This is a genomic window from Pontibacterium sinense (assembly GCF_015209595.1).
Lineage (GTDB): Bacteria > Pseudomonadota > Gammaproteobacteria > Pseudomonadales > Balneatricaceae > Pontibacterium > Pontibacterium sinense.
The window spans coordinates 131,568-154,304 of record NZ_JADEYS010000006.1; the positions used below are offsets into that span (position 1 = coordinate 131,568).

The window sequence follows — 22,737 nt, forward strand, 5'->3', positions numbered from 1 at the left end:
TTTATTAGATATGGCTGATGAAGTTGGCCAGTCTCTTTGCTGTCCGAATTGGTCATCACAACGGCCGTCATTGCCATTGCGAGTTGAAACTAGTCGATGCAGAGTGATAACCACTCCCAATGAATCAATGAAGGATTACAATGATGTCTGAGTACGTATTGGTTGAACCAGGTGACGGTATTTTGCAGGTCAAAATGAACCGGCCTGAAAAGAAAAATGCGTTGAGCTTCCTGATGTATAAGGAACTGACTCAGGCGTTGCTGGATGCCGATGAAAACCCTGCGGTCAGAGTAGTTGTACTCTCCGGGCAAGGCGGATGTTTTACTGCGGGCAATGACCTGGGGGATTTCCTCACTGCCACGGCAGAGCCTGAAAAACTATCGGCTGCGCTGCATTTTCTGCAGGCGATCTCCACAATGAAGAAACCGGTGATTGCCGCTGTGGAAGGTCTGGCGATTGGCATCGGTACATCGATGCTGCTGCACTGTGATCTGGTGTTTGGTGCGACAGAGACAAAGTTTCAGCTGCCATTTACCCGTTTGGGGGTGGTGCCAGAGGGCGGAACCAGTCTGTTGTTACCGCAGACATTAGGTCATCGGGTGGCTTTTGAGTTGGTGGTGATGGGAGAAGTCTTCGGGGCAGACCGTGCCCGTGAGTTGGGGATTGTGAACGAGGTTTTGCCTGCAGATGAGGTCTTAGCGCATGCGTTGAGTGCCGCTCAAGCGTTAACGCAGATGCCGCCCAAGGCCCTGTTAAACGGTAAACAACTGTTAAAAACATCACAAGATTGCACGCTGGCAGAGACGCTTGAAGCGGAGATGGCGCAGTTTAAGCAAGCTCTGCAATCCCCAGAGTCGTTGGAAGCGATTACTGCGATTCTGGAAAAACGGGCCCCCGACTTTAGTGCCTGCTAAGCAAAGCTAATACGGCACTGAAGATGGAGACAGCGAGGAGTTAAGCTGTCTCCATCTTCAATTACTGCGATTCATCGGTTGCGAGTTTTTCATGGTGTTTACGGCGGCAGCTGAGCATCATTGCCCAGAATTCTGAGAAATCGTTCACCACAACATCGGGCTTGTGCGGGTAGCGTTCGTTGCCAGGAAAGATCTTATTCAGCCAGGGCTGATCCCAGAGTGCACCGTTAAAGAATACACTGGTGATCCCGGCGGACTTGGCAGCAATTACATCGGTTGTACTATCCCCTACGTACCAAACATCCGCGCCCAGCGGGATATCCAGATTGTCTGCCGCTTTGAACACCTGATCAGGGTGAGGTTTACGTTTCACTGTGTCATCGCCACAGATATCGGTATCGAACAGGTCTGCCCAACCGTCGCCATCGATGGTATTGAGTTCATGCACAAAGAACTCCCGGTCTCGGTTGGTAATGACGCCTACGGTTAACCCCAGACCGCGCAGACCTTCGAGTACCTGTTTTACTTTGGGCTCAAAGGGAAGCGCGGTGCCGTAATACTTGCGGTAGTGTTTGGTGAATCCTTGATGGGCCAATTGCTTGGCGGCCTGATTGTCGGCAAACAGAATCTCGAAAATGTCAGTGCGCGAGATCTTCCGGTCCAGCTTGATCTTAGGGTGCAGGCTCAGGTTGTCACGGACATATTCAACCAGTCGCATATCATCGGGTGACTTGCAGTGATCCGGTTCAACCAGATGATCAAGCAGTCCCAGTTCGCGCAGCTCCTTCAACATATCGTCCACGGCGTGGTACATCGCGTCCAGTGTATCAACCAGCGTAGCGTGCCAGTCGAACAGTACCACTCTTGGATAGGTCAATTTTGCCAAGGCGGGATGCCAGTCGGGCTCTTCCCGTGGTGGTGGCGGCTGTAAAGGTGCTAGTCGGGCTGGGCGCTGGGCGGTGAGGGAGGAATCGATGGGGCCTTGCGCGGCTTCAACCTGATCGATCAGATCGTCAAAACTGTGGACGATATGGTCCGGTCGGTGTTTATCATGGTCGACCACCGAGAAGGTGTATTCAAACCACTCAGCATCCCATAAGGCACCGTTGTAAAAAATTGATGTGATGTCGGCCTTACTGGCCGTGATCATGTCCGTCAGACTGTCGCCGACATACCAAACTTCCTTGCCTACCGATTCATCCAGCGATTCAATGGCCTCAATAAGTGGGTCAGGTGCGGGTTTATAACGGCGTGCTTCATTGCCACACAAGCTGGTATCGAACAGGTTTTTCCAGCGTCCATTGTCGATATGAGCCAGTTCGTGGTCGAGAAACTCACGACTGCGGTTGGTCACTACACCAATTTTGATACCCAGTTTTTTAAGATAGCAGAGGTAGTCGTACACGCCATCCTGAAACGGATACACCTTGCCGTAGTGGTTGCGATAACACTCGTTATAAGCGTGATGGGCAATAGCATTGGCTTCTTCGTTTTCGCCAAACAGGGCATCAAATATGTCGGTACGGGAGATACGCTGTTCGGCCAGTACGCGCGGATGCAGGTGGCGGAAGATGCGAATATAACGCAGCAGTTTCTCGTCTTCCTTGGTTTTTGCTTCAGCTTCAGGACGCAGATGCCGAACCAGATCCAATTCGTCTACCTGAGACAGCATCTCTTCAATGGCTTGGTACATGGCCTCGTGGGTGTTTACGAGGGTGCCATGCCAGTCAAACAGCATGACTTTTGGGAAGGGGAGGTCTGGTCTTTCCATAATGAGATTCCTTTCTTGGAGTCAATGGAATGCAAAGCCGATTGGATTAAGTATATGCGACGATTTAGGCGAGTCACGAAAGAGGACGTAGAAATCTATTCGAGATTGTTTTTGCACGAGTATGAAAGGGTAAGCGCCATCAGTCAGTAGGGCCTGAAAGGAGTCGCGATATTTTAGAAGGCGGGCTTTGATGAGGTGAGGGTCTGTCCGAATAAGTTAACTAAATGACTGTTTTTGATATTGTGCACTGCGGAATAGCGTTGCAGACTGGTTGTTTATTCTGGTTGTTGTAAAGAGACCGATCTGTTTCCTATCTGTGAATGAGGTTGCTATGAACGCAGTCGTCGCCGCTGACTTTGATACGCCCGCTAAAGGGGCTGTGGTTGAGATTGCCCCCGGTATTCTCTGGTTACGTATGCCGCTGCCATTTGAGTTAGACCATATCAACCTCTACCTGTTGGCAGATGGCGATGGATGGGTGGCGATCGATTGTGGTATCGCCGGGCCTCAAACTGAGCAGGTATGGGAATCGGTATTTGATGAACACCTGCAAGGCAAGCCGGTTACACGGGTTATCGCCACCCATTCCCATGTTGATCACCTGGGAGCGGCGGGATGGTTGTGTCGTTACTGGGATGCTCCTCTGCTGATCACGCGCCCTGAATATGATTTTGCCACCCACTTTCTGGCAGAGGCTCACGCCCCTGAACCGGAAGAGCAGGTTGATCGGGTTCAGTTCTTTCATCATATGGGGATGGATGCGAAGAAGGCGACCACGTTACTGGATATCAGCGGGTCGATCGCTGGTCTCTTTGATGTGCTGCCTCAAGATCCGCAGTGGTTATCTCACGGGATGTCGCTTTCAATCGCAGGTGAGCGCTGGCAGGTGATTGTCTCTGAAGGCCATACCATAGCGCACGCATCGCTATACTGCGCTGATAAGGGCGTGCTGATTTCCGGCGATCAGGTGCTGCCGCGGATTAGCTCGAATGTGAGTACCCGGGCGCAGGATCCTGATGGTAATCCACTGAATCACTGGCTCGGCTCGCTCGATGCATTAAAGATACTGCCGAATGATACGCTGGTATTGCCCTCTCACGAATACCCGTTTTTTGGTCTGCATCGTCGTTTGGATCAGCTCACTGAGGGGCATATTGAAACGTTGGACCTGTTGCTGCAGTCCTGTGCAGATGCGCGAAACGTGATGCAGCTGGTGGAGATCCTTTACCCGCGTAAGCTCTCGATCTTCGATCTGTTCTTAGGGGGTGGTGAATGTCTGGCCCATCTGAATTATCTGTTGGCAGAACAAAAGATTGAACGCTGGTTGGATGAGAACGATGTTCACCAGTATCGGTGTATCTGAAGAATAACGACCGTCGTCAGTGTGATGGCGGTTAGCTCCGGCGGTAGACGCTGGGCGGCACTCCGGTCCATTGTTTAAACGCACGGGTAAACGCTGCCGGTTCGGAAAAACCCAGCTGGCGCGAGATCTGAGAGATCGGAATCGACGGTTGGCTCAGATAATGAATGGCGGCATCACGCCGGACATCATCCTTTAGCTCCTGAAAACTGGTGCCTTCATCGGCCAGTTTTCGGCGTAGCGTCCTCGAAGTCACATGCAACTCCGCTGCAATATCATCCATATTGGTTGCCGCCAGTTCTGGTGCTTGTTCAAGGTAATCCATAACGCGACGGGTAAATACGGGGTAGTAAGCCTGTCGTTTAAACCAGTCGAGTGGCGCGCGGCGCAGATAAGCACTTAAGGTGCGTGGGGTCTGTACTACCGGTTCATCCAGCATATCGGTGCTGAACACCAGACAGTTGGCCGATTGGTTGTACTTAGCCGTGCAGGGATACATCAGGCGGTGTTCTGCGCTGTGTGCAGGTTCGGGAAAATCCAGCGTGACATATTTTAAGGGGATGCGCTGTCCAATCAGCCAGCTGGGGAAACGGTGCCAGAGCAGTAGCAAAAACTCGCGCAGCGTATTGTCCGGATCCCTGTCCGGATCAGTCAGGCGCAGGGAAAAGCGGGCTTCGTTGTCGGTGATCGTAAAGTCCAGAATTAATGCATCTGCCACCAGGTTATAAAAATGCCCCAAATGGTGGTAGACGGCTCTTAGGTTGCGGCAACGCACTGCTTGTTTCGACATGAGAGTGAATACGCCGTGCCGTGAAGGCTGACTCCCCATGCACATAAATTCATCATCGGCGACCCGCCACATCTCTTGCATCATCCGGCTGAGCTGGTCCGGTGTAATCCGTAACCCCGGGTTTTCCAGCAGCTGTTCGTTTAAACCGGCAAACCGTAATAGCTGCTGATGATCAACACCATGACGTTTGGCTGAAGCGACCAGCGTGCGTGCAAAATGAATTGAAATAGAGTGGCGTTCTGTACTCATGTCTGTGTCCGTATATGACAGGTAACCTAAAGAACTAAGCTGTATATATAATGCTAGTGTAGCCTGAATGTCCGAAAATGTTAACTATAAGGCTGCTTTCGTTATTGTTGATCGTGCGTCTGCAGATGAAACTAGGAGGCATTCTGGTACGGGTGGTTTACGGCATCATCCGGCTAACTCAAAAACAACACGCGAACGCAGCTTTAGATAGCCGCGGCGCAGATTAGAGAGGTCACATGCAGAAACGTGAAGTGGTTGTGGTAAGCGGTGTACGTACAGCGATTGGTAGCTACGGCGGCAGCCTGAAAGCTCAAAAGCCGGGTGCTATGGCGGGTATGTTGGTGGCCGAAGCCGTGAAGCGTGCAGGCATTGCTGCAGAGTCTGTCGGGCAAACGGTCTTCGGTAACGTCATCCACTCCGAACCTGCGGATATGTATCTGGGGCGTGTTGCTGCGCTGAACGGTGGACTGTCTGAAACCGCGCCAGCACTGACTGTGAACCGTCTTTGTGGCAGTGGCCTGCAGGCGGTACTGACTGCTGCACAGCAGATTGAGCTGGGTATCTGTGACACGGTGGTGGCCGGTGGTGCTGAATCCATGAGCCTTGCGCCATACCACATGCCAACCGCACGTTTCGGCCAGCGTATGGGGGACGGTGCGTTGATTGATCCAATGGTTGCGGCACTGCACTGTCCGTTCAATCACATCCACATGGGCGTAACGGCTGAAAACGTTGCTGAAAAATATGGCATCACCCGCGAACAGCAGGATGAGCTGGCGGCGCAGAGCCACAACCGCGCGCAAAACGCGATTGAAAACGGTTACTTCAAAGAGCAGATCGTGCCGGTTGAGCTGAAAAGCCGCAAAGGTGTGACGTTGTTCGATACCGATGAGCATGTTCGTTACGACTGCACGCCGGCTGACATGGCGAAGCTTAAGCCGGTGTTTAAGAAAGACGGCACTGTGACTGCGGGCAACGCGTCTGGCTTGAATGATGCGGCGGCGGCGCTGGTGATGATGGATCGTGAAGAAGCTGAGGCTCAAGGTGTGCAAGCCATGGCCAGGCTGGTTGATTACTCCGTAGTGGGTGTTGATCCGAAGATCATGGGTATTGGCCCTGTACCCGCGATTCAGGAAATCCTGGAACGTAATGAGCTCAGTGTGAATGACATCGATGTGTACGAAGTGAACGAAGCATTCGCTGCTCAGGCACTGGCCGTTGCACAGCAGCTGGATCTGCCACGTGATCGGGTGAATCCGAATGGTAGTGGTATCTCTCTGGGGCATCCAATTGGGGCAACCGGTGCGGTTGTGACGGTTAAAGCGTTGCACGAACTGAACCGAGTTAATGGCCGTTATGCAATTGTGAGCCTATGTATTGGTGGCGGTCAGGGTATCGCTGCATTGTTTGAACGCGTTTAACCCGATCCCCTTCTTTGTGGGTTAAACGTACTGGGCTGGAGTCAATTTCTTACTCCATTTGGCCATGGATGGCTGTTTTTAAGCCCAAAGCTGATTTTATTTGTTTGCACTCTGGTAGGACATGAATGTCCCTTAGGGTCAGTGATGGCCCGTTCTTTTTGTGCAGGCAGCGGTGTTCGAGGAAATCTAAATGTATAACGGTCAGGCGATCAGCCTTACATCCATCGATAACGGTGTGGTTGAACTCAGGTTCGACCTTCAGGGCGAATCTGTTAACAAACTGAACAACCTAACCCTAAAGGAATTGGGTGAGGCGGTGTCTCTGTTAGAAGAAACCCCGGACGTTAAGGGGTTGTTGATCAGTAGTGCGAAACCGGCCTTTATAGTGGGCGCTGATATCACTGAGTTTCAGAACAATTTTTCTCTGACTCCTGATGCGCTTAAGGCGTGGATCAATGAGACACACAAGACGTTCCGGGCGTTAGAAAACCTGCCTTTTCCCACGGTGGTCGCAATCAACGGTATGGCGTTGGGCGGTGGTTTTGAGCTCGCGCTGAGTGCTGATTTTCGTGTGCTGGCTGCGGATGCACGCGTGGGTCTGCCGGAAGTGAATTTGGGTATCTGTCCGGGTTGGGGTGGTACGGTTCGATTGAGTCGTTTGATCGGTACCGAAGCGGCCCTGCAGTGGACGTTGACCGGTAAACCTCAGAAGCCTCAGGTTGCGCTAGAGCAAGGTGCAGTTGATGCAGTGGCTGCGCCAGATGCGTTGTGTCAGGAAGCGTTGTCAGTGTTGCAGGCGGCGATCACTGGTGAAAAGAGTCACGCTCAGAACCGCGCACGTAAACAGCAGCCGTTGGTCGATTCCGCGGCCGTACGTACCGAACTTGCTGATCTGCAAGACCAGTATGGTAAGAAGCTGGATCCGAACTATCCTGCGGCGGGGGTTATCCTGGCCACTGTCACGCAGCACAGTACGCTGGATTTTGCAGAAGCACTCAATACTGAGCTGGATAGTTTGGTTACGCTGGCGCATTCCGATTCGGCTAAAAGCCTGATTGGATTGTTTATGAACGATCAGCTTCTGAAGAAGCAATCGAAGCGCTGGTGTAAGCAGGCTGCACCTGTGAAGCAGAGTGCGGTATTAGGTGCAGGCATTATGGGTGGGGGTGTTGCTTATCAATCTGCGTCTACTGGCACGCCGATCCTGATGAAAGATATTCGGGAAGAAGCACTGGATCTGGGTGTGAAAACAGCGTCTAAGCTGCTCGACCGAAAAATCGCCAAGGGCCGTTTGGACGATGCAGGTAAAACGGCTGTAATGGATGCCATCACGCCCACTTTGGATTACAAGGATTTTTGGGCGGTTGATCTGGTGGTTGAAGCAGTGGTTGAAAACCCAGTGGTGAAGGCCGCAGTGCTGGCTGATGTAGAGCGAGCGGTCCCTGATGATGCTGTACTGGCTTCCAACACATCAACGATCTCCATCGATTCACTGGCGGAAAGTGTGGCCCGCCCAGAGCAGTTCTGCGGCATGCACTTCTTTAACCCGGTGCATCTGATGCCATTGGTGGAAGTGATTCGCGGTAGCAAAACCAGTAATCAAACCATCGCCCGCACAGTGGCCTATGCAACGGCAATGGGCAAGACACCGATTGTGGTGAATGACTGTCCGGGATTTCTGGTTAATCGAATTCTGTTTCCTTACTTCAACGCCTTTAACCGTTTGCTGATTGATGGTGTCGATTTTCAACGTATCGACCGTGTGATGGAGCAGTTTGGCTGGCCGATGGGGCCCGCTTATCTGGCTGATGTTGTCGGCATTGATACGCTGGTTCACGCCGATCATGTCATGCAGGCAGGGTTCCCGGAGCGTATGGGACATGATGCAGATGTGATTGCCGAAGCGTTGCTGGCGGCTGATTGTTTGGGCCAGAAAAACGGTAAGGGCTTTTATGAGTATGGTGTTGATGACGATGGTCGCCGTTATAAAGAGCCGGCAGGTTTGGCCCGTCAACTGATTGCTGATCGGGTGACGCAATCCCTGGATATCAGTGATCAGGAGATCATTGATCGCATGATGATTCCAATGTGTCTGGAAGCGGTACGGTGTCTGGAAGACGGGATTGTTGAAACCGCGACTGAAGTTGATATGGGATTGATTTTAGGGCTGGGTTTCCCGCGTTTCCACGGTGGCGCGTTGCGTTACATCGATACGTTGGGGTTGGATGTTTTTGCTGTAAAAGCTGAGGCTAATCAGCAGCACGGTGCGTTGTATCAGCTGACTGACGGCTTTAAAGCGATGTTAGCGGAAAAGCGCACGTTCTATTGATTCAGCAATCGTCCTCCGTATGAAGAGGAGGACAGTTTAAGTACAAAATAAAGAGAGGCCGGTCCTGATACTGGCCCGCAACGAGTGGAAGATTATGAGCGAATACAAACACCCTTACCGTGATGCAGAGTTTGTTCTGAATGAACTGGTCGATTTTGACGCGCTGTGCGCCGATGCAGGATTGGAAGATGTGAATGCCGAGCTGGCATCGGTCATTCTGACTGAAGCTGGAAAGTTAGGTTCTGATGTATTGGCTCCGTTGAATGTGGTTGGTGATACCCAACATCCTCAGCTGGCCGAAAACGGCGTGCAGGAGAGCGCGGGTTTCTCTGAAGCCTATCAGCAGTATATGGAAGGAGGTTGGTCTTCATTAACCGCAGCTGAGGAGTTTGGTGGTCAGAATCTGCCTAACGTACTGGGGACGGCCGTCAATGAAATCTGGCAGTCATCCAATCTGGCGTTCGCCCTGTGTCCATTGTTGGGGCAGGGGGCGATTGAGTCCATCGCTCATCATGGTTCAGATGCGCTGAAGCAAACCTATCTGCCGAAGATGGTGAGCGGTGAATGGACCGGCACCATGAACCTGACTGAGCCGGATGCGGGAACGGATCTGGCTGCCGTCAAAACAAAAGCGGTTCCCAATGGTGATCACTACCTGATTACTGGCCAGAAGATCTTCATTACCTGGGGTGATCATCAGATGACGGACAACGTCGTGCATCTGGTGCTGGCACGGGTGCCGGATGCCCCGGCAGGTGTCAAAGGCATCTCCCTGTTTGTAGTACCCAAGTTCCTGTTGGATGAAAACGGAAATCCTGCAGCCCGTAACGATGCACATTGCGTCTCTCTGGAGCACAAACTCGGTATCCACGGCAGTCCGACCTGTGTCATGAGCTTTGGCGACAACGAAGGTGCGGTGGGCTATCTGGTCGGTGAAGAGAACAAAGGTCTGGCGTATATGTTCACGATGATGAACCACGCACGTCAGGGCGTGGGTTTGCAGGGTCTGGCGATTGCCGAGCGTTCTTACCAGCAGGCGGTGGAATATGCCAAAGACCGTCTTCAGGGTACCAAAAAGGATGGTAGTCGTTTCTCGATTATCAAATTCCCAGATGTACGCCGTATGTTGATGCAGATGAAGGCATCCATCGAAGCGATGCGCGGTCTGGCGTTTGTCGCTGCAGCGGAGATCGACCGGGGGCACTACGCACAGAGCCGGGATGCTGCACAAAAAAATAATGCCCGTGTTGAGTTACTGACGCCGATTGTTAAAGGCTGGTTGACCGAATTGGCGCAAGAGGTGACCTATCTGGGGACGCAGGTCCACGGCGGCATGGGCTTTATCGAAGAGACCGGCTCAGCCCAGCATTACCGCGATGCACGCATCCTGACCATTTATGAAGGTACGACCGGTATTCAGGCGCTGGATCTGGTGGGGCGTAAGACGTTGGTGAACGGTGGTGAACATCTGGCAGACCTGTTGACTGAGATGGAAGCGACCGTTGAACAGCTGGAAGGTATTGAGCCGTTTGCGGCTCAAGGCGCTGCCCTGCGAGATGCGGTGGAGTCAGGCAAGTCTGCACGTGAATGGTTGCTGGACAATGCTGCTAAAGATGCGGCTGCGGCTGGCAGTGTCAGCGTCCAGTTCATGATGATGTTCGGTTACATCTGCGGGGGTTGGATCATGGGCCAGTCTGCATTAAAAGCGCAGGCACAGCTGGATGCGGGGCAAGGGGATGCTGAGTTCCTGCAAACCAAGCTGATTACGGCGCAATACTACTCCGAGCATCTGTTGCCGCGAGTGCAGAGTGCGTTGGCAGCTGTTAAAGCGGGGAGCACAAGTGTGATGGCGCTGTCGGAAGATCAGTTCTAAACGGATCTGTTTTTGTACGAGTGAGCCAGTGCTGGTTGTCCTTGCGGGTAGAGAGATTAGTGAGCCTCTACCATCCTGGATGACTATGAATGAGCGCAAACGATGTGAGGTACTATTCATGCGCGAATCTATGGAATTTGACGTTGTTATTGTTGGTGCGGGTCCGTCCGGTCTGTCGGCTGCGTGTCGTTTGATGCAACAGGCGCAAGCCGCTGAGCGTGAGTTGACGGTCTGTGTCGTTGAGAAAGGTTCAGAGGTTGGCGCGCATATTTTGTCCGGTGCGATCATCGAACCGCGTGCGCTGGATGAGCTGTTTCCTGATTGGAAAGAGCGGGGTGCGCCGCTGAATATACCGGTGACTGAAGATCAGTTATTCCTGCTGAAAGATGATACGAAAGCCCAGAAATTGCCAAACGGTGTGGTGCCGAAAACCATGCATAACGAAGGCAACTATATCGCCAGTCTGGGCAACGTCTGCCGCTGGTTAGCAGAGCAGGCGGAGCAACTGGGCGTTGAGATCTTTCCGGGCTTTGCGGCGAGCGAGATCCTTTACCACGATGACGGTGCTGTAAAAGGAATCGCCACGGGTGACATGGGTATCAGCGAATCCGGTGAGCAGAAAGACAGCTACATGCAGGGTATGGAGCTGCATGCCAAATACACCCTGTTTGCAGAAGGTTGCCGGGGTCATTTAGGCAAAGAGCTGTATGCGAAGTTTGATCTGGATGTCGATGCGGATGCTCAGCATTACGGTATCGGCATCAAAGAGTTGTGGGACTTACCTGTAAAAGAAGGGGAACCGGAGAAGCATCAGCCGGGTCTCGTGATACACGGCTCAGGCTGGCCACTGGAGAAAGGTACCAGCGGTGGTTTCTTCCTGTATCACACGGAAAATAATCAGGTTGTTGTTGGGCTGATCGTCGATCTGAACTACGCCAACCCGCATGTCAGTCCGTTTGATGAGTTCCAGCGCCTGAAACACCATCCCGTGCTGAAGCAGTATCTGGACGGTGGCAAGCGTGTCTCTTATGGCGCCCGTGCTATCTCCAAAGGTGGTTTCAACGCGTTACCAAAGATGACCTTCCCGGGTGGATTGGTGATTGGCTGTAATGCAGGCACTCTGAATTTTGCCAAGATCAAAGGCACGCATACGGCGATGAAGTCCGGCATGCTGGCGGCAGAAACCGTGTTTGCAGCGATCAGTGGTGGGTGTGAAGGTAGCAAAGAACTGTCAGCGTTTACTGATAGCTTTAAGACCTCCTGGTTGTACGATGAGTTGTACCGCACCCGTAACTTTGGCCCCGCGATGCACAAATTTGGTCCGATGCTGGGTGGCGCGTTCAACTTTATTGATCAGAATATCTTTGGCGGCAAGCTGCCGATCACCCTGCGAGATAATCATGTCGACTATGCGCAGCTCAAACCGGCGGATCAGTTTGAACCGATTCGTTATCCAAAGCCTGACGGTAAACTGAGTTTTGATAAGTTGTCGTCGGTGTTCCTCTCCAACACCAACCATGAAGAAGATCAGCCGTGTCATTTGGTGTTGCGCGATGTTGATCTGCCGCTGAGTAAGAACCTTCCGCTCTATGCTGAACCGGCACAGCGTTACTGTCCTGCGGGGGTATATGAAGTGATGGAAGATGAGCAGGGACAGCGTTTCCAGATCAATGGCCAGAACTGCCTGCACTGTAAAACCTGCGACATCAAAGACCCCGCGCAGAACATTACTTGGGTGACCCCGGAAGGCGGTGGCGGCCCGAACTATCCGAATATGTAAGCTGCCTTTGCTTCCAGACAGTCTCTTACCGTTGTGAGTTTTCTCACAATCCCTTTATCAGGTGCCGCAAGGTGCCTGATCTTTTTCTTGAAGGCTCAGTTTTCGACCTGTTCAGACAGTTTCCTAACCGTTCAGACAGTGGGGTCTTGCAGGGGGACACATGACTTCTAATAAAAATATTCTGGTTGCTGCGCGACATGAACTGTATCGCCGGGGGGTTAAGATTGCGCTGGATGATCGTTGCAGTCGATCAAATTATCGGATCTATGAAAGTGATTCGCTGGCCGAGAATGTGCCCCGTCGGCAGATGGATTTGATCATTCTGGATTCTGCACTCGTTCACCGTTGTGGCGTCAGTACAATGCGACAGACCATCGAGAAAGTTAATACACCGGTGTTGATGTTCGCAGATCACTTGGATCATGAGGCGCTCTATCAAGCCCGTCGCATCGGGGCTTCAGGTCTGGTGTCCAATGCGGCCAGTTTGCGGGAAATTTCAGAAGTGACCAGTGGATTGTTGAACGGAAAGGATCATTGGCCTGATCCGCAAAAAAAATCGGTGTTGAGGTGTTACACATCAGGCCATCTACAGAATCCAACACTGACCGAACGGCAGCAAGAGGTGTTGAGACAGGTGAGAGTTGGACATTCGAATAAGCAGATCGCGTATGATCTAAATATCAGTGAAAGCACCGTTAAATCACATATTTCTGAGATTTTGAGAAAGTTTGATGTAACAACTCGTACACAGCTGATCTCCCGCTTGGGCTGTCCTTAACTGGACGGCTAACGGGATTTGGGTGTGCTGAGACCACCCTGAATGGATTCATTGGTAATACTAGTGACCAGATGCAGGAAACCGATAGCCGCAATATTGGTAATTTCCGGGCGTTGGGTCGCCCAGGGTTTTCCAAAGCCAGCAAAGGGCGTTAAACCTTCCATAGAAGCGGAAACAAACAGCGCGACTTGTTCCCGTGACGATTCAGTCAATGCAGGGTTCAGAATCGCAATCAGGTGGTTCAGCACCGCTCTGGCCTTGATGTAGAGTGCATCCATACGATCAGCGGCGTACTCATCATGATTAGCCAGCGCCCAGAGTTCAGGGAAAAAGTGGGTCGTTTCCTGAGTACCGATATCCTCAATGATAAACTTCACAATCGCAACAAACTGATCTTCCGGGGATTCGCCCGCGCTTTGCAGGACCTGATCAAACTCCCAGACATAACTTTCTATCACTTTGTCCAGCAGATCTCGCAGCAGATCCTGCTTGTTGGAGTAGTAATAGTTGAGGTTACCCACACTGATACCCGCTCCCGCGGCTACTTTACGTAATGTGAGGTTGTGGTAGCCGCCAGCGATCATCAATTCTTGCGCAGACTGAAGAATTTTCAGGACCCGCTCCTGTCCTTTGGAAAAAGCGGCGGTACCGGGGCGGACTTGTAGCTGAACTGCACACATAACGTATTGATATTCTTAGTCTGAGTTGGATAAGAAGGATTATCTCTAATCTGACACAATCGTTCAATTTAGGGACAGTTCGTACGTAAAACGCTGCCTATTACAGCGTCATATTCTTAATGTTAGCAATAAATAGGACCAGTGACCTATTTTATTTTTCCTGAACGACTGCTAAGGTTAATAATATTCTAGGTCGCACGTACTAATAAATATAAAACTGGGTGTCCTGTCATGAACGTTTCTACTCGCAGTCAGCGGGAGATGTCAGTATCTCTCTATCCGCTTTTACCTGCCGACGGTATCGAACTCTATTTCCGTGCATTTGTGCGCGTGAACCTGACAAGCTATCGCTGAGGTATTGGATATGTTGGCGCAATCTTCCCCTATCGACACGGTAGCGACCCGCAGTGGTCCGCAAAAAGTCGTGGCTGTTTATCCCACTTCACACTCAACCCGTCAGGGAACACAAACACCGCCTGCTCGACAGCAGGGAGAGATCAGCCTCTCTGATGTCACCTTCGATGATACTGAGTTCACGCGGGCCGCCAGACGTGGTGCCAAAGGACTCAATCATCAGATTCCCCTGTTACTGATGGGTGAGACAGGCTCCGGCAAAGAAGCCTTAGCTCGGGCACTGCATCAGGAAAGCAATCGAGCAGGTCAATCCTTTGTAGCGCTGAATTGTGCAGCGATCCCTGAAGGGTTGATCGAATCGGAACTGTTTGGTTATTCAGAAGGAGCCTTTACGGGGGCCCGACGCGGCGGCATGCAGGGGAAAGTACAGCAGGCGGATAAAGGTACCTTGTTTCTGGATGAAATTGGGGACATGCCGCTGGACCTCCAAGCACGATTACTGCGTGTGCTGCAGGATCGCTGTGTCACCCCGCTTGGCAGTGGTAAGGTCATCCCCGTTGATATTACGGTTGTGTGTGCGACCCATCGTGATCTCAAGCAGATGGTGGCGGATGGAACCTTTCGCGAGGATCTCTATTACCGCCTGAACGGCGTTGCGATCCGCATCCCTCCGCTGAGAGATCGACGCAACTTCCCGGCCTTTGTGGAGCATATGCTGCTGGCCGAAGCGGGTGACGGGCATGGTATGACAATTGATGCCGAGCTGATGAAGTGTTGGCAGCGTTACCGCTGGCCTGGCAATGTGCGTCAGCTGCAAACGGTGATCAAAACCTGTATCGCATTTATGGAGGAGGGGGACAATGAGATCACGGATGACCTTCTCACCGAAGAATTTCGTGAAGAGCTGAGCCTGGCGTCTCTGGATGATTCTGGTTGTGAGCAATTAACCGGATCACCCAATACCCTCAAGCGCGCAGAAGTTGAGCTGATTAAGCGCGCGTTAGTGGATAGCGGCGGTAATATCTCGGCCGCGGCGGTGGCGTTAGGGATTAGCAGGGCGACTTTGTATCGCCGTCTGCAAAACGCAGGAATCAGCTCTGGTTCTGGTTAAATAGTGACTGGCTGCTGATCAGAGCTGCGTATCTTTCAATGCCCGGTAAGGGCCTAACAAGTGCTCCTGAATCAGTTGCACAGCACTTTCACTATCTCGCGCCAGTAATGCATCAATCAAATCCTGATGTTGCTGCTGGTTGGCATGGAAAACAGTTCGATTCAGCATATTACGTTTCAGCCACAGGTTGCGGTAACGCGACGCTTTTTCATACAGTGACCGGCGCACGTGGAGCAATGTCGGTGAGGCACAGCCTGCGGCAATCGCGGTGTGGAACTCCTGATGCAGAGCTTCCCAGCGTTGAATATTTTCAGGGCTGTTTTCGTCCAGCAATTCTGCGGACTTCTTCAAGCGATGGGCCGCAGCCAGAATACTGGCTTCCCAGGCATCGTCACCGCGTTCTATCGCTTGGCCAACACATAACCCTTCGATCTGGGCGCGGGTATGGTAGATGTCCGCCATCTCTTCCGCCGAGATCGGGTGTACCGTGAATCCGCGTTGGTTCTCCACAATCACCAATTGCTCAACGAGCAGTTGGGACAGCGCTTCCCTTAATGGACTCACCCCCACCTGATAGCGTTCTTTTAGGCGCACCATGCGCAGCTTCTCTCCGGGGCTGAAGTAACCCGTCAGAATATCCTGCTTAAGCTGACTCAATACCTGAGTGGCATAGTTGTCGCTGCTGTGTGTGTTCGGGGTATGGGGCGTGTTGGCGTGTGCGGTCATATTCCATTCTGTTCGACGGCCTGATATGCGATCCATTCTACGTTAAGAATGCAAAACAGTTAAATAACGCTGAAATCTAAAAATGTTGACATAACTCAAAAACGTCGACATTATTGCTTCCAACTTATTTAACAACCGATGACTGGGAAAAATAACAATGTCGGCAATCGAGCAGATTCAACAGGTGGCTGCACCTGCCAATGGTTACAACGTTCAAGACTTCGCAGAGAACAAACGCCTGCAGGTGATTACGCTGAGTGAAGAAACTCTGACTGCATTTGAGCAAGAGACTCAGCAGTGGGATGTGCAGGCATTGGAATACAAGCCGTTCTTACGTTTTGCGATTGCGGATAAACTAGATGCGATCTGTGGTGGCACGCTAAGCCCGCGCCTTAACCAGATCATGCAAAACCGTGATCAGGCTGCGTTCCTGCTGCAGTACGAAGGCCAGCCAGCGTCTGATCAGAGTGAATTCAACGTTAAGTTGTCGACTGCGGTCTCTCACCTGATCGGGATGCCTAACTTCGATTCCATGTACGGTAAGTACTACGCACGTTTCACCGTACGTAACGAAGACAACAGTGACAGCTATCTGCGTCAGGCACACCGCCGTATGGAGCTGCACAACGACGGCACCTATGTCGACGAGCGTACAGACTTCGTCCTGATGATGAAGATGGATGAAAAGAACATGGAAGGCGGCGAATCTTTGCTGCTGCACGTGGATGACTGGCAGGATCTGGACAAGTTCTACAATCACCCTCTGGCGAAGCAGGATATTGTTTGGGGTTCTCCGCCAAGCAAACAGGTTGCCTATAAAGTTGAGCACCCGGTCTTCTTTGAAGAAGATAGCCAGGGCAAGCCTCACATGCTGTTTATCGACCAGTTTGCTGAGCCACAAAACATGCGTCAGGGCCTGTACCTGCATCAGATGGGCGAGTCTCTGGAAAGCGAAGAGAACTGCTTTGGTGTACGTGTGCCGGTGGGTTCTATGTTGGTTTGTCAGAACCACTGCTGGGTGCATGGCCGTGATAAGTTTGTACCGCATCCGGGTCTTGAACGTGAATTGTTGCGTCAGCGTGGCCACTTCACCAAAGCGTAAACCCGCATGAGTGGACGCCGGAGTATCTGTGAGAGGCTTCGGCGTTAACTGACAACGTTCCTATTTACATGACTGTGAGCACTATGATTTACGATTACCTGATTATTGGCGGCGGCATCGTCGGCGTTTCAACGGCATGGCAGCTGAAGCAGCGTCACCCGGAAAAAAGCGTGTTACTGGTTGAGAAGGAATCGGTATATGCCAAGCATCAGACTGGTCATAACAGCGGGGTGATCCACGCCGGTGTGTATTACGCGCCGGGCAGTTTGAAAGCGCAGTTTTGTAAGGAAGGCGTTGCTGCGACGATCCAGTTTTGTGAAGAAAACGGGATCGCTTACGAGCAGTGCGGTAAGTTGCTGGTGGCGACTAATGCGCTTGAGCATGAACGTATGCTGGCCCTCTACGAGCGCTGCCATACGAACGGAATCAACGTTGAGCTGTTGACCCAGAAACAGCTCAATGAAGTGGAACCGGATATTGTTGGCACCGGGGCTATCTTGGTGAAAGACACCGGTATTGTGGATTACCAGAAGGTGACCACGGCGATGGCGGGGTGCTTTGAACAGTTAGGTGGCGAAACCCGTCTGAATACCAAGGTTGTCGGATTATCGGAATCATCTGATGTTGTCAGTGTTGATGTGGAACGAGCGGGACAAAAGGAACAGGTCCAGTGTCGTTTCCTGATTACCTGCTCGGGGCTGATGGCGGATCGTACGACTAAGATGCTGGGCATCGAAACCGACTTTCAAATCGTGCCGTTTCGAGGCGAATACTACCGTCTTGGACCTGAGCACAACCAGATTGTAAAACACCTGATTTACCCGATTCCTGATCCTGAACTGCCGTTTCTGGGTGTGCACCTGACCCGCATGATTGATGGCACTGTGACGGTGGGACCAAACGCGGTGCAGGGCTGGAAGCGTGAAGGTTACGGCCGGATCAATATCAGTCTGCGTGATGTGATGGACATGGTGGGCTTCTCTGGATTCTGGAAAGTACTGAAAGCTAACTTCAAGGTTGGGTTGGTCGAAACGTGGAATTCGTGGTGGAAGCCGGGTTATCTGAAAACAGTGCAGAAGTACTGCCCGAAACTGAAACTGGGTGATCTGCAGCCATATCCAGCGGGTATTCGTGCACAGGCCGTCATGAAGGATGGCTCACTGGTGCATGATTTCCTGTTTGCCGAGAGCCCACGTAGCTTACACGTGTGTAATGCACCGTCACCTGCGGCGACCTCATCGATTCCGATTGGGGGTTATATCTGCGATAAACTTGCCGAAAAGCAGGTTAACTAACGGCCCTCACCCTTCAGCCCGTCGTCATCATGGCGCGGGCGAGGCTCTAACCTGATTCTCCGATGGGTGAACCAGGTTATTTTTCGCAATATATTTTATCGTTTTCTTGTGAACGGTAGTGCAGACCAGCACTCTTGAAACGGCCGCAGATACAGCGTTTTTAGCGTTTGCTCATCCACATCTATCTTATCTGAAACACCAAACCGCAGCTTAGTCTTGGGTTCTGATAGATGGAGGCTGCCACCGATCCAATCCCAGATAGCCAATACCGCACCAAAGTTCTTATCAAAGTGCCGGACACGCGTGGAATGGTGGATCTGGTGTTGTGCGGGTGAGATCAGAATGCGTTCGAGCCACCTCCAATAGTGAATTGCGATGTGAGAATGGCGCAGGTTAGAGCCTGTGACATTAAAAATGAAGACCGCAAAGTTCACGCCCAACACAGTTATAAGGTCGACCTGATCGCCGAAGTAGAACAGGAATACGCCAATACTGACAGCCTGAACCAGAATGCTTCGCAGTGTAAATAGCAGACCTTCAATCGGATGGGTGCGTAGCACGGTAAATGGTGTCATCGTACGAGCGGAGTGATGCACTTTGTGAAATGCCCATAGAAACGGCCAGCGGTGCATCAGCATGTGCAGGAAGTAGCGGGCAAAGTCGTCCAGCACGAAAAGAAATAGTGTAAAGAAAATTGGGACAGCCCAATCAGGCAGCAGACTGCCAGGCAGGGGGCGGGAACCAGTCAGTTCGTAGAGCTGTTGAAAAATGACCGTCGCCAGCGCCATTTTTGTGATCAGCAGCGGGACGATGGCGAGTAAGATCGCTTTGTTGATCAGCAGCAGTTGATAGTCCGCTTTCGCAGAGGTGGACCACCAGATACGCGGTGAAAACAGGCGTTTGACGATTGTTGATGCGCGGTTTTTTTCACGCAATTTCAGCCACAGACTTGCGATGATCAATGCCAGCAAGATATAACCGAGAAATACCCGTTTTCGTGGGTTTAATACGGTTTCATAGACACTGGTATACAGGTCGGAGAGGTAGTCAGTAAATACTATTTCCATCAGCGGAATGATACCTGTTAATACAAAAAACCAGCTATACCGATCTAATACTTATTCCGGTACAGCTGGTTCTGTCAGACATCCATTTCCGCCAGCGCGGAACTTACGTCAGTCTTGATTAGTCGTTTTCTGCTTCAGCAGCCTGCTCGCCCAGCTTCTTGATCAGGTCGCCCATGCTTGCCAGTACGTCTTTGCTACGCGCTTCGACGCCAAACTCGTCAACCATCAGCTGCTGAACTTTCAGCATCTGCAACATGTATTCGTCCAGAGTCACAGTGCTGCTCTGTACGTAGTTGCCGTCAGCATCGATACCGGTTACCTGAGTGTTACCCAGCAGGACTGGGCCGAATCCGATTAAGCGGTTCAGCTGTACACCCGTTGCACCCAGATCTTTACCGCTTACCTGCAGGGCCATAGCGAAACCTTTCAGTTCACCCCAGTGCTTAGCGTAGCCACGCAGAATTTTGCTAACGTCTTCTTTAGCATCCAGTGCCGCGTTCAGCTTCTCGATATCTTTGTAGGTGGAGCCTGCGTATTTGAAGACGGCTTCTGCAATGACTTTTTCCCAGTTTTCAGCAATCGTTGCTGCGTAAGCTTTCAACTGGGTGCGTTCTGCATCGCTCAGGGCTTCGCCGTTAGCATCGGTGATCAGCTGGCGGCCATCGATGAATGCTTTAGTGATGGTGTGCAGGTAGTTAGTCTTGCCACTTTTGTCGGTTGCCGCAGCGTAGTAGCCGTGTGCAAACAGCATCTCGTTGTACAGGCTGACTTTGCCATCTTTGTTAGCATCAGCCAGTGTCAGGCCACCTTCTTTGCCTTTAGCAACGGTGTAAGCCTGCTTTGGCGTCAGAGACAGTGTGTTTGCAGGAACACCAAAGTAACCGAAGGCTTCATCCCAAACATGCTCTTTACCTGTGTAAGCTTTACCTGCTTTGTACGGTTTGTTGTTTGGTTTAGTGTCAGCTTCTAGCTTCTCGTCCAGGTAGTTGTCGACCGCCTGGTTGTAGAAAACAGCACCCATGGTGAACTTGGAGATCAGCTGTGCGTAGTCCAGGCCGTTTACTTTGTCATAACCTTTGTTCGCAGAAGAAGCTTTATCGATCATGAAGGCCAGTACTTCTGCGCCCGTCATGTTGCCAGGCCAGGACGTCACTGCGCCTTTGTACGCCTTACCAGCCAGGTTTTTCTTCTTGGACAGGTCATCAACCTTGGTTTCAGCGATGACAAAGTCGCCTTTGGTTTTCGGAGAGATAATGTCACGACCCGCATCTTTGCCTTCGTAGTAAGCCATCATCTTCGCTTTCAGCTCAGCGTTTGGTTCTCCGTTACCCTGTCCGGCCAACTTTTTCAGTGAGGTATGCAGAACCTGGCGGGCGATCTGGCCAGTGTAGGATACAGAATGTTCAGCGTCGCCTTTGTAATCCTTAACGGTGACTGGGAAATCGGCATAGGCTTTTTCATCTGCCTGCGCAGTCATACCAAAAGACGCGACAGACGCGAGCGCTACAGCAGATACGATTTTCTTCAGTTTCACGGTACACAACCTTAATCGAAAGTAGATTGATGATAGGTGCTGTCAGGGGTAACTGGACAACACAACTACAAAATTTGATGGCTAAGGTAGCACAAGGGTGTTGCGAATACTACTGAGAATTGTTCCCATTCGTCATTTGAGAATGATCATCATGCGTATCGCATTGCTTTGGATCAACAAATGGCGAGGTTCTTTTTGTTTGTGCAGTGTTTTTTTTTTAGTGAGAGTTGTTCGATTGGAAAGAGGGTCAGATTGCGGTGAGCGAATTGCGGATAATATCAGGGATGGTTGAGCATGCTTTCGATGTGAAAGCATGCTCAAAACGGGGGATTCAAGGTTTTTAGGGTTTAAATTTCATCACGCCCCAGTGAACGCAGCAGTTCATTAACTTTCTCTTTCCCGCCAACGGATTCGTAGAATTTAGGCCACACAGCTTGTTGAGCACGTTTCGCCCATTCATCTTCGTCCTGCAGCGTGTCAATCTGCATGCCGTATTTGCTGACCAGCTCTTTCTTGATGGTCGCTTCCTGATCTTTTAACCACTGCAGGCTGTAAGCTGTTGCTTCCGTACCGGCTGCCAGAATTGCTTTCTGAGTGGCCTCGTTCTGATCCTGGAACAGGGATTCAGAAATAATCAGGGGTTCCAGCAGAAACAGGTAGTGCAGGTCGGTGATGTACTTCTGTACTTCACCAAACTTCATTGCGTAGATCGTGGTGTATGGTGTGTCCTGACCATCAACAACGCCCTGTTGCAGAGCAGTAAAGGTCTCAGACCAAGCCATCGGCGTTGGATTGTTGCCCCAGGACTTGTAGGTATCGATCATGATTTCGTTTTTAGGGACGCGGACAATAACGCCATCCAGGTCTGACAGCTTTTGGATAGGGCGTTTGGAGTTACTTAGTACGCGGAAACCTGAATAGGTCCAGCCCACGATACGTACACCGGAATCACGAACGGTGTTCTTGATGAGTTGCTTACCTACATCACCTTCCGCTGTTTTTTGAGCCTGATCCAGATTTTCGAAGATGTATGGCAGAGAAAGAATGCCAAGCGTCGGAGAGAACGGCGCGAGATTGTTACTGGCCAGAATAGAAAAGTCGAGGGTGCCGATCGCCGCATCGTTTACGGTATCTTGCTCGGAACCCAATTGGCCGTTCAGGAAAAGCTTGGCTGAGTGTTTACCTGCGGTGTTTTTCTCGAGTGCTTCGATGAATTTTAGACCCAGTGCTTCTTGTGCACTACCGCCACCGTCACCGACTGCGATATTCCAGTTTGCTGCCAGGGTGCTGGCAGAAAAAACCAGACCTGCCGTCAGGGAAAGTACCTGTGGCAGTTTTGAAGTGATTTTCATTTTGAACTCCCGTTTATTGATCATATTTAACAGCGTGTGAATCAGCAAAGCAGGCGCTTTTTATTTTTATTTTTTCGTGGCGGTGTTCACGTCACTCGCCTGCTTTGGCTGGTTGACGGTTTACATATTTACCGCTGCATAATTGCATTTTTAGGGCCAGTCTTTTTACTCCGCTTGGGCCAGAAGGTTATGCTTTTATATAGTGCAAACTTATTGAAAAATAAAGATTAATGTCTGTTTGTGGTGCAGGA

Annotated in this window: 18 protein-coding genes; 11 read left to right on the plus strand and 7 right to left on the minus strand. The window is 51.3% G+C overall.

The window, feature by feature from the left end:
- Nucleotides 1-143: 143 nt before the first annotated feature.
- Nucleotides 144-914, plus strand: coding sequence for an enoyl-CoA hydratase (locus tag IOQ59_RS07850; protein WP_193952715.1), 771 nt, complete (start codon nucleotides 144-146; stop codon nucleotides 912-914).
- 61 nt (nucleotides 915-975) lie between these two features.
- On the opposite strand, the gene IOQ59_RS07855 is transcribed toward IOQ59_RS07850, so the two are convergent.
- Nucleotides 976-2,685, minus strand: coding sequence for an HAD family hydrolase (locus tag IOQ59_RS07855; RefSeq protein ID WP_193952716.1), 1,710 nt, complete (start codon nucleotides 2,683-2,685; stop codon nucleotides 976-978).
- 331 nt (nucleotides 2,686-3,016) lie between these two features.
- Between IOQ59_RS07855 and IOQ59_RS07860 the strand changes: the two genes are divergently transcribed.
- Nucleotides 3,017-4,048: an MBL fold metallo-hydrolase gene (locus IOQ59_RS07860; protein ID WP_193952717.1), complete on the plus strand. Its 1,032-nt coding sequence runs from the start codon at nucleotides 3,017-3,019 to the stop codon at nucleotides 4,046-4,048.
- A 31-nt stretch (nucleotides 4,049-4,079) separates the two neighbouring features.
- On the opposite strand, the gene IOQ59_RS07865 is transcribed toward IOQ59_RS07860, so the two are convergent.
- A complete protein-coding gene (locus IOQ59_RS07865; RefSeq protein WP_193952718.1) occupies nucleotides 4,080-5,084 on the minus strand; it encodes an AraC family transcriptional regulator in 1,005 nt (334 codons plus the stop codon).
- A gap of 236 nt (nucleotides 5,085-5,320) precedes the next feature.
- On the opposite strand from IOQ59_RS07865, the gene bktB reads away from it, so the two are divergent.
- The 5 genes from bktB (at nucleotide 5,321) to IOQ59_RS07890 (ending at nucleotide 13,265) form a co-directional block, all read left to right on the plus strand.
- On the plus strand, nucleotides 5,321-6,505 hold the full coding sequence (bktB, locus tag IOQ59_RS07870) for a beta-ketothiolase BktB (RefSeq protein WP_193952719.1): 1,185 nt from the start codon (nucleotides 5,321-5,323) through the stop codon (nucleotides 6,503-6,505).
- Between the two features lie 190 nt (nucleotides 6,506-6,695).
- Nucleotides 6,696-8,834 carry a fatty acid oxidation complex subunit alpha FadB gene (gene fadB / locus IOQ59_RS07875; protein ID WP_193952720.1) on the plus strand — a complete coding sequence of 713 codons (2,139 nt, stop codon included), beginning with the start codon at nucleotides 6,696-6,698 and terminating at the stop codon, nucleotides 8,832-8,834.
- A 94-nt stretch (nucleotides 8,835-8,928) separates the two neighbouring features.
- Nucleotides 8,929-10,707 carry an acyl-CoA dehydrogenase C-terminal domain-containing protein gene (locus tag IOQ59_RS07880; protein WP_193952721.1) on the plus strand — a complete coding sequence of 593 codons (1,779 nt, stop codon included), beginning with the start codon at nucleotides 8,929-8,931 and terminating at the stop codon, nucleotides 10,705-10,707.
- A 118-nt stretch (nucleotides 10,708-10,825) separates the two neighbouring features.
- Entirely contained in the window at nucleotides 10,826-12,487 is a 1,662-nt protein-coding gene (locus IOQ59_RS07885) for an electron transfer flavoprotein-ubiquinone oxidoreductase (RefSeq protein WP_228050764.1), read from the plus strand.
- 160 nt (nucleotides 12,488-12,647) lie between these two features.
- A complete protein-coding gene (locus IOQ59_RS07890; RefSeq protein ID WP_193952722.1) occupies nucleotides 12,648-13,265 on the plus strand; it encodes a response regulator transcription factor in 618 nt (205 codons plus the stop codon).
- A gap of 8 nt (nucleotides 13,266-13,273) precedes the next feature.
- Here IOQ59_RS07890 and IOQ59_RS07895 read toward each other — a convergent pair whose 3' ends face one another.
- Nucleotides 13,274-13,945, minus strand: coding sequence for a TetR/AcrR family transcriptional regulator (locus IOQ59_RS07895; RefSeq protein WP_193952723.1), 672 nt, complete (start codon nucleotides 13,943-13,945; stop codon nucleotides 13,274-13,276).
- Nucleotides 13,946-14,176: 231 nt separating this feature from the next.
- Here IOQ59_RS07895 and IOQ59_RS21335 point away from each other — a divergent pair, with 231 nt between their 5' ends.
- Nucleotides 14,177-14,299, plus strand: a complete 123-nt coding sequence (locus IOQ59_RS21335; protein WP_255512532.1) for a hypothetical protein — start codon at nucleotides 14,177-14,179, stop codon at nucleotides 14,297-14,299.
- Between the two features lie 10 nt (nucleotides 14,300-14,309).
- A complete protein-coding gene (locus tag IOQ59_RS07900) occupies nucleotides 14,310-15,410 on the plus strand; it encodes a sigma-54-dependent Fis family transcriptional regulator (protein WP_193952724.1) in 1,101 nt (366 codons plus the stop codon).
- Nucleotides 15,411-15,428: 18 nt separating this feature from the next.
- Here IOQ59_RS07900 and csiR read toward each other — a convergent pair whose 3' ends face one another.
- Entirely contained in the window at nucleotides 15,429-16,136 is a 708-nt protein-coding gene (csiR, locus tag IOQ59_RS07905; protein WP_193952725.1) for a DNA-binding transcriptional regulator CsiR, read from the minus strand.
- Nucleotides 16,137-16,293: 157 nt separating this feature from the next.
- Between csiR and glaH the strand changes: the two genes are divergently transcribed.
- Together glaH and lhgD are read left to right on the plus strand one after the other, a co-directional pair.
- Nucleotides 16,294-17,238 carry a glutarate dioxygenase GlaH gene (glaH, locus tag IOQ59_RS07910; RefSeq protein ID WP_193952726.1) on the plus strand — a complete coding sequence of 315 codons (945 nt, stop codon included), beginning with the start codon at nucleotides 16,294-16,296 and terminating at the stop codon, nucleotides 17,236-17,238.
- A gap of 83 nt (nucleotides 17,239-17,321) precedes the next feature.
- Complete coding sequence (lhgD, locus tag IOQ59_RS07915; RefSeq protein WP_193952810.1) at nucleotides 17,322-18,533, plus strand: L-2-hydroxyglutarate dehydrogenase; 1,212 nt, start codon at nucleotides 17,322-17,324, stop codon at nucleotides 18,531-18,533.
- A gap of 95 nt (nucleotides 18,534-18,628) precedes the next feature.
- On the opposite strand, the gene IOQ59_RS07920 is transcribed toward lhgD, so the two are convergent.
- The 3 genes from IOQ59_RS07920 to IOQ59_RS07930 all read right to left on the minus strand — a co-directional run bounded on the left by IOQ59_RS07920 (nucleotide 18,629) and on the right by IOQ59_RS07930 (nucleotide 22,486).
- Nucleotides 18,629-19,600, minus strand: coding sequence for a sterol desaturase family protein (locus IOQ59_RS07920; RefSeq protein WP_193952727.1), 972 nt, complete (start codon nucleotides 19,598-19,600; stop codon nucleotides 18,629-18,631).
- A gap of 118 nt (nucleotides 19,601-19,718) precedes the next feature.
- Nucleotides 19,719-21,134 (minus strand): DUF4856 domain-containing protein, encoded by a 1,416-nt coding sequence (locus IOQ59_RS07925; protein ID WP_193952728.1) that lies wholly within the window; start codon nucleotides 21,132-21,134, stop codon nucleotides 19,719-19,721.
- A gap of 347 nt (nucleotides 21,135-21,481) precedes the next feature.
- Nucleotides 21,482-22,486, minus strand: coding sequence for a TRAP transporter substrate-binding protein (locus tag IOQ59_RS07930; RefSeq protein ID WP_193952729.1), 1,005 nt, complete (start codon nucleotides 22,484-22,486; stop codon nucleotides 21,482-21,484).
- Nucleotides 22,487-22,737 lie beyond the last annotated feature (251 nt).

What these genes read in the sequence shown, in the direction of transcription:
- IOQ59_RS07900 (WP_193952724.1), top strand. Translation starts at nt 14,310, where the DNA reads ATGTTGGCGCAATCTTCCCCTATCGACACGGTAGCGACCCGCAGTGGT.
- lhgD (WP_193952810.1), top strand. Translation starts at nt 17,322, where the DNA reads ATGATTTACGATTACCTGATTATTGGCGGCGGCATCGTCGGCGTTTCA.
- IOQ59_RS07880 (WP_193952721.1), top strand. Translation starts at nt 8,929, where the DNA reads ATGAGCGAATACAAACACCCTTACCGTGATGCAGAGTTTGTTCTGAAT.
- bktB (WP_193952719.1), top strand. Translation starts at nt 5,321, where the DNA reads ATGCAGAAACGTGAAGTGGTTGTGGTAAGCGGTGTACGTACAGCGATT.
- IOQ59_RS07850 (WP_193952715.1), top strand. Translation starts at nt 144, where the DNA reads ATGTCTGAGTACGTATTGGTTGAACCAGGTGACGGTATTTTGCAGGTC.
- fadB (WP_193952720.1), top strand. Translation starts at nt 6,696, where the DNA reads ATGTATAACGGTCAGGCGATCAGCCTTACATCCATCGATAACGGTGTG.
- IOQ59_RS07885 (WP_228050764.1), top strand. Translation starts at nt 10,826, where the DNA reads ATGCGCGAATCTATGGAATTTGACGTTGTTATTGTTGGTGCGGGTCCG.
- IOQ59_RS21335 (WP_255512532.1), top strand. Translation starts at nt 14,177, where the DNA reads ATGAACGTTTCTACTCGCAGTCAGCGGGAGATGTCAGTATCTCTCTAT.
- IOQ59_RS07890 (WP_193952722.1), top strand. Translation starts at nt 12,648, where the DNA reads ATGACTTCTAATAAAAATATTCTGGTTGCTGCGCGACATGAACTGTAT.
- IOQ59_RS07895 (WP_193952723.1), bottom strand. Translation starts at nt 13,945, where the DNA reads ATGTGTGCAGTTCAGCTACAAGTCCGCCCCGGTACCGCCGCTTTTTCC.
- IOQ59_RS07920 (WP_193952727.1), bottom strand. Translation starts at nt 19,600, where the DNA reads ATGGAAATAGTATTTACTGACTACCTCTCCGACCTGTATACCAGTGTC.
- IOQ59_RS07865 (WP_193952718.1), bottom strand. Translation starts at nt 5,084, where the DNA reads ATGAGTACAGAACGCCACTCTATTTCAATTCATTTTGCACGCACGCTG.
- IOQ59_RS07855 (WP_193952716.1), bottom strand. Translation starts at nt 2,685, where the DNA reads ATGGAAAGACCAGACCTCCCCTTCCCAAAAGTCATGCTGTTTGACTGG.
- glaH (WP_193952726.1), top strand. Translation starts at nt 16,294, where the DNA reads ATGTCGGCAATCGAGCAGATTCAACAGGTGGCTGCACCTGCCAATGGT.
- IOQ59_RS07930 (WP_193952729.1), bottom strand. Translation starts at nt 22,486, where the DNA reads ATGAAAATCACTTCAAAACTGCCACAGGTACTTTCCCTGACGGCAGGT.
- IOQ59_RS07860 (WP_193952717.1), top strand. Translation starts at nt 3,017, where the DNA reads ATGAACGCAGTCGTCGCCGCTGACTTTGATACGCCCGCTAAAGGGGCT.
- csiR (WP_193952725.1), bottom strand. Translation starts at nt 16,136, where the DNA reads ATGACCGCACACGCCAACACGCCCCATACCCCGAACACACACAGCAGC.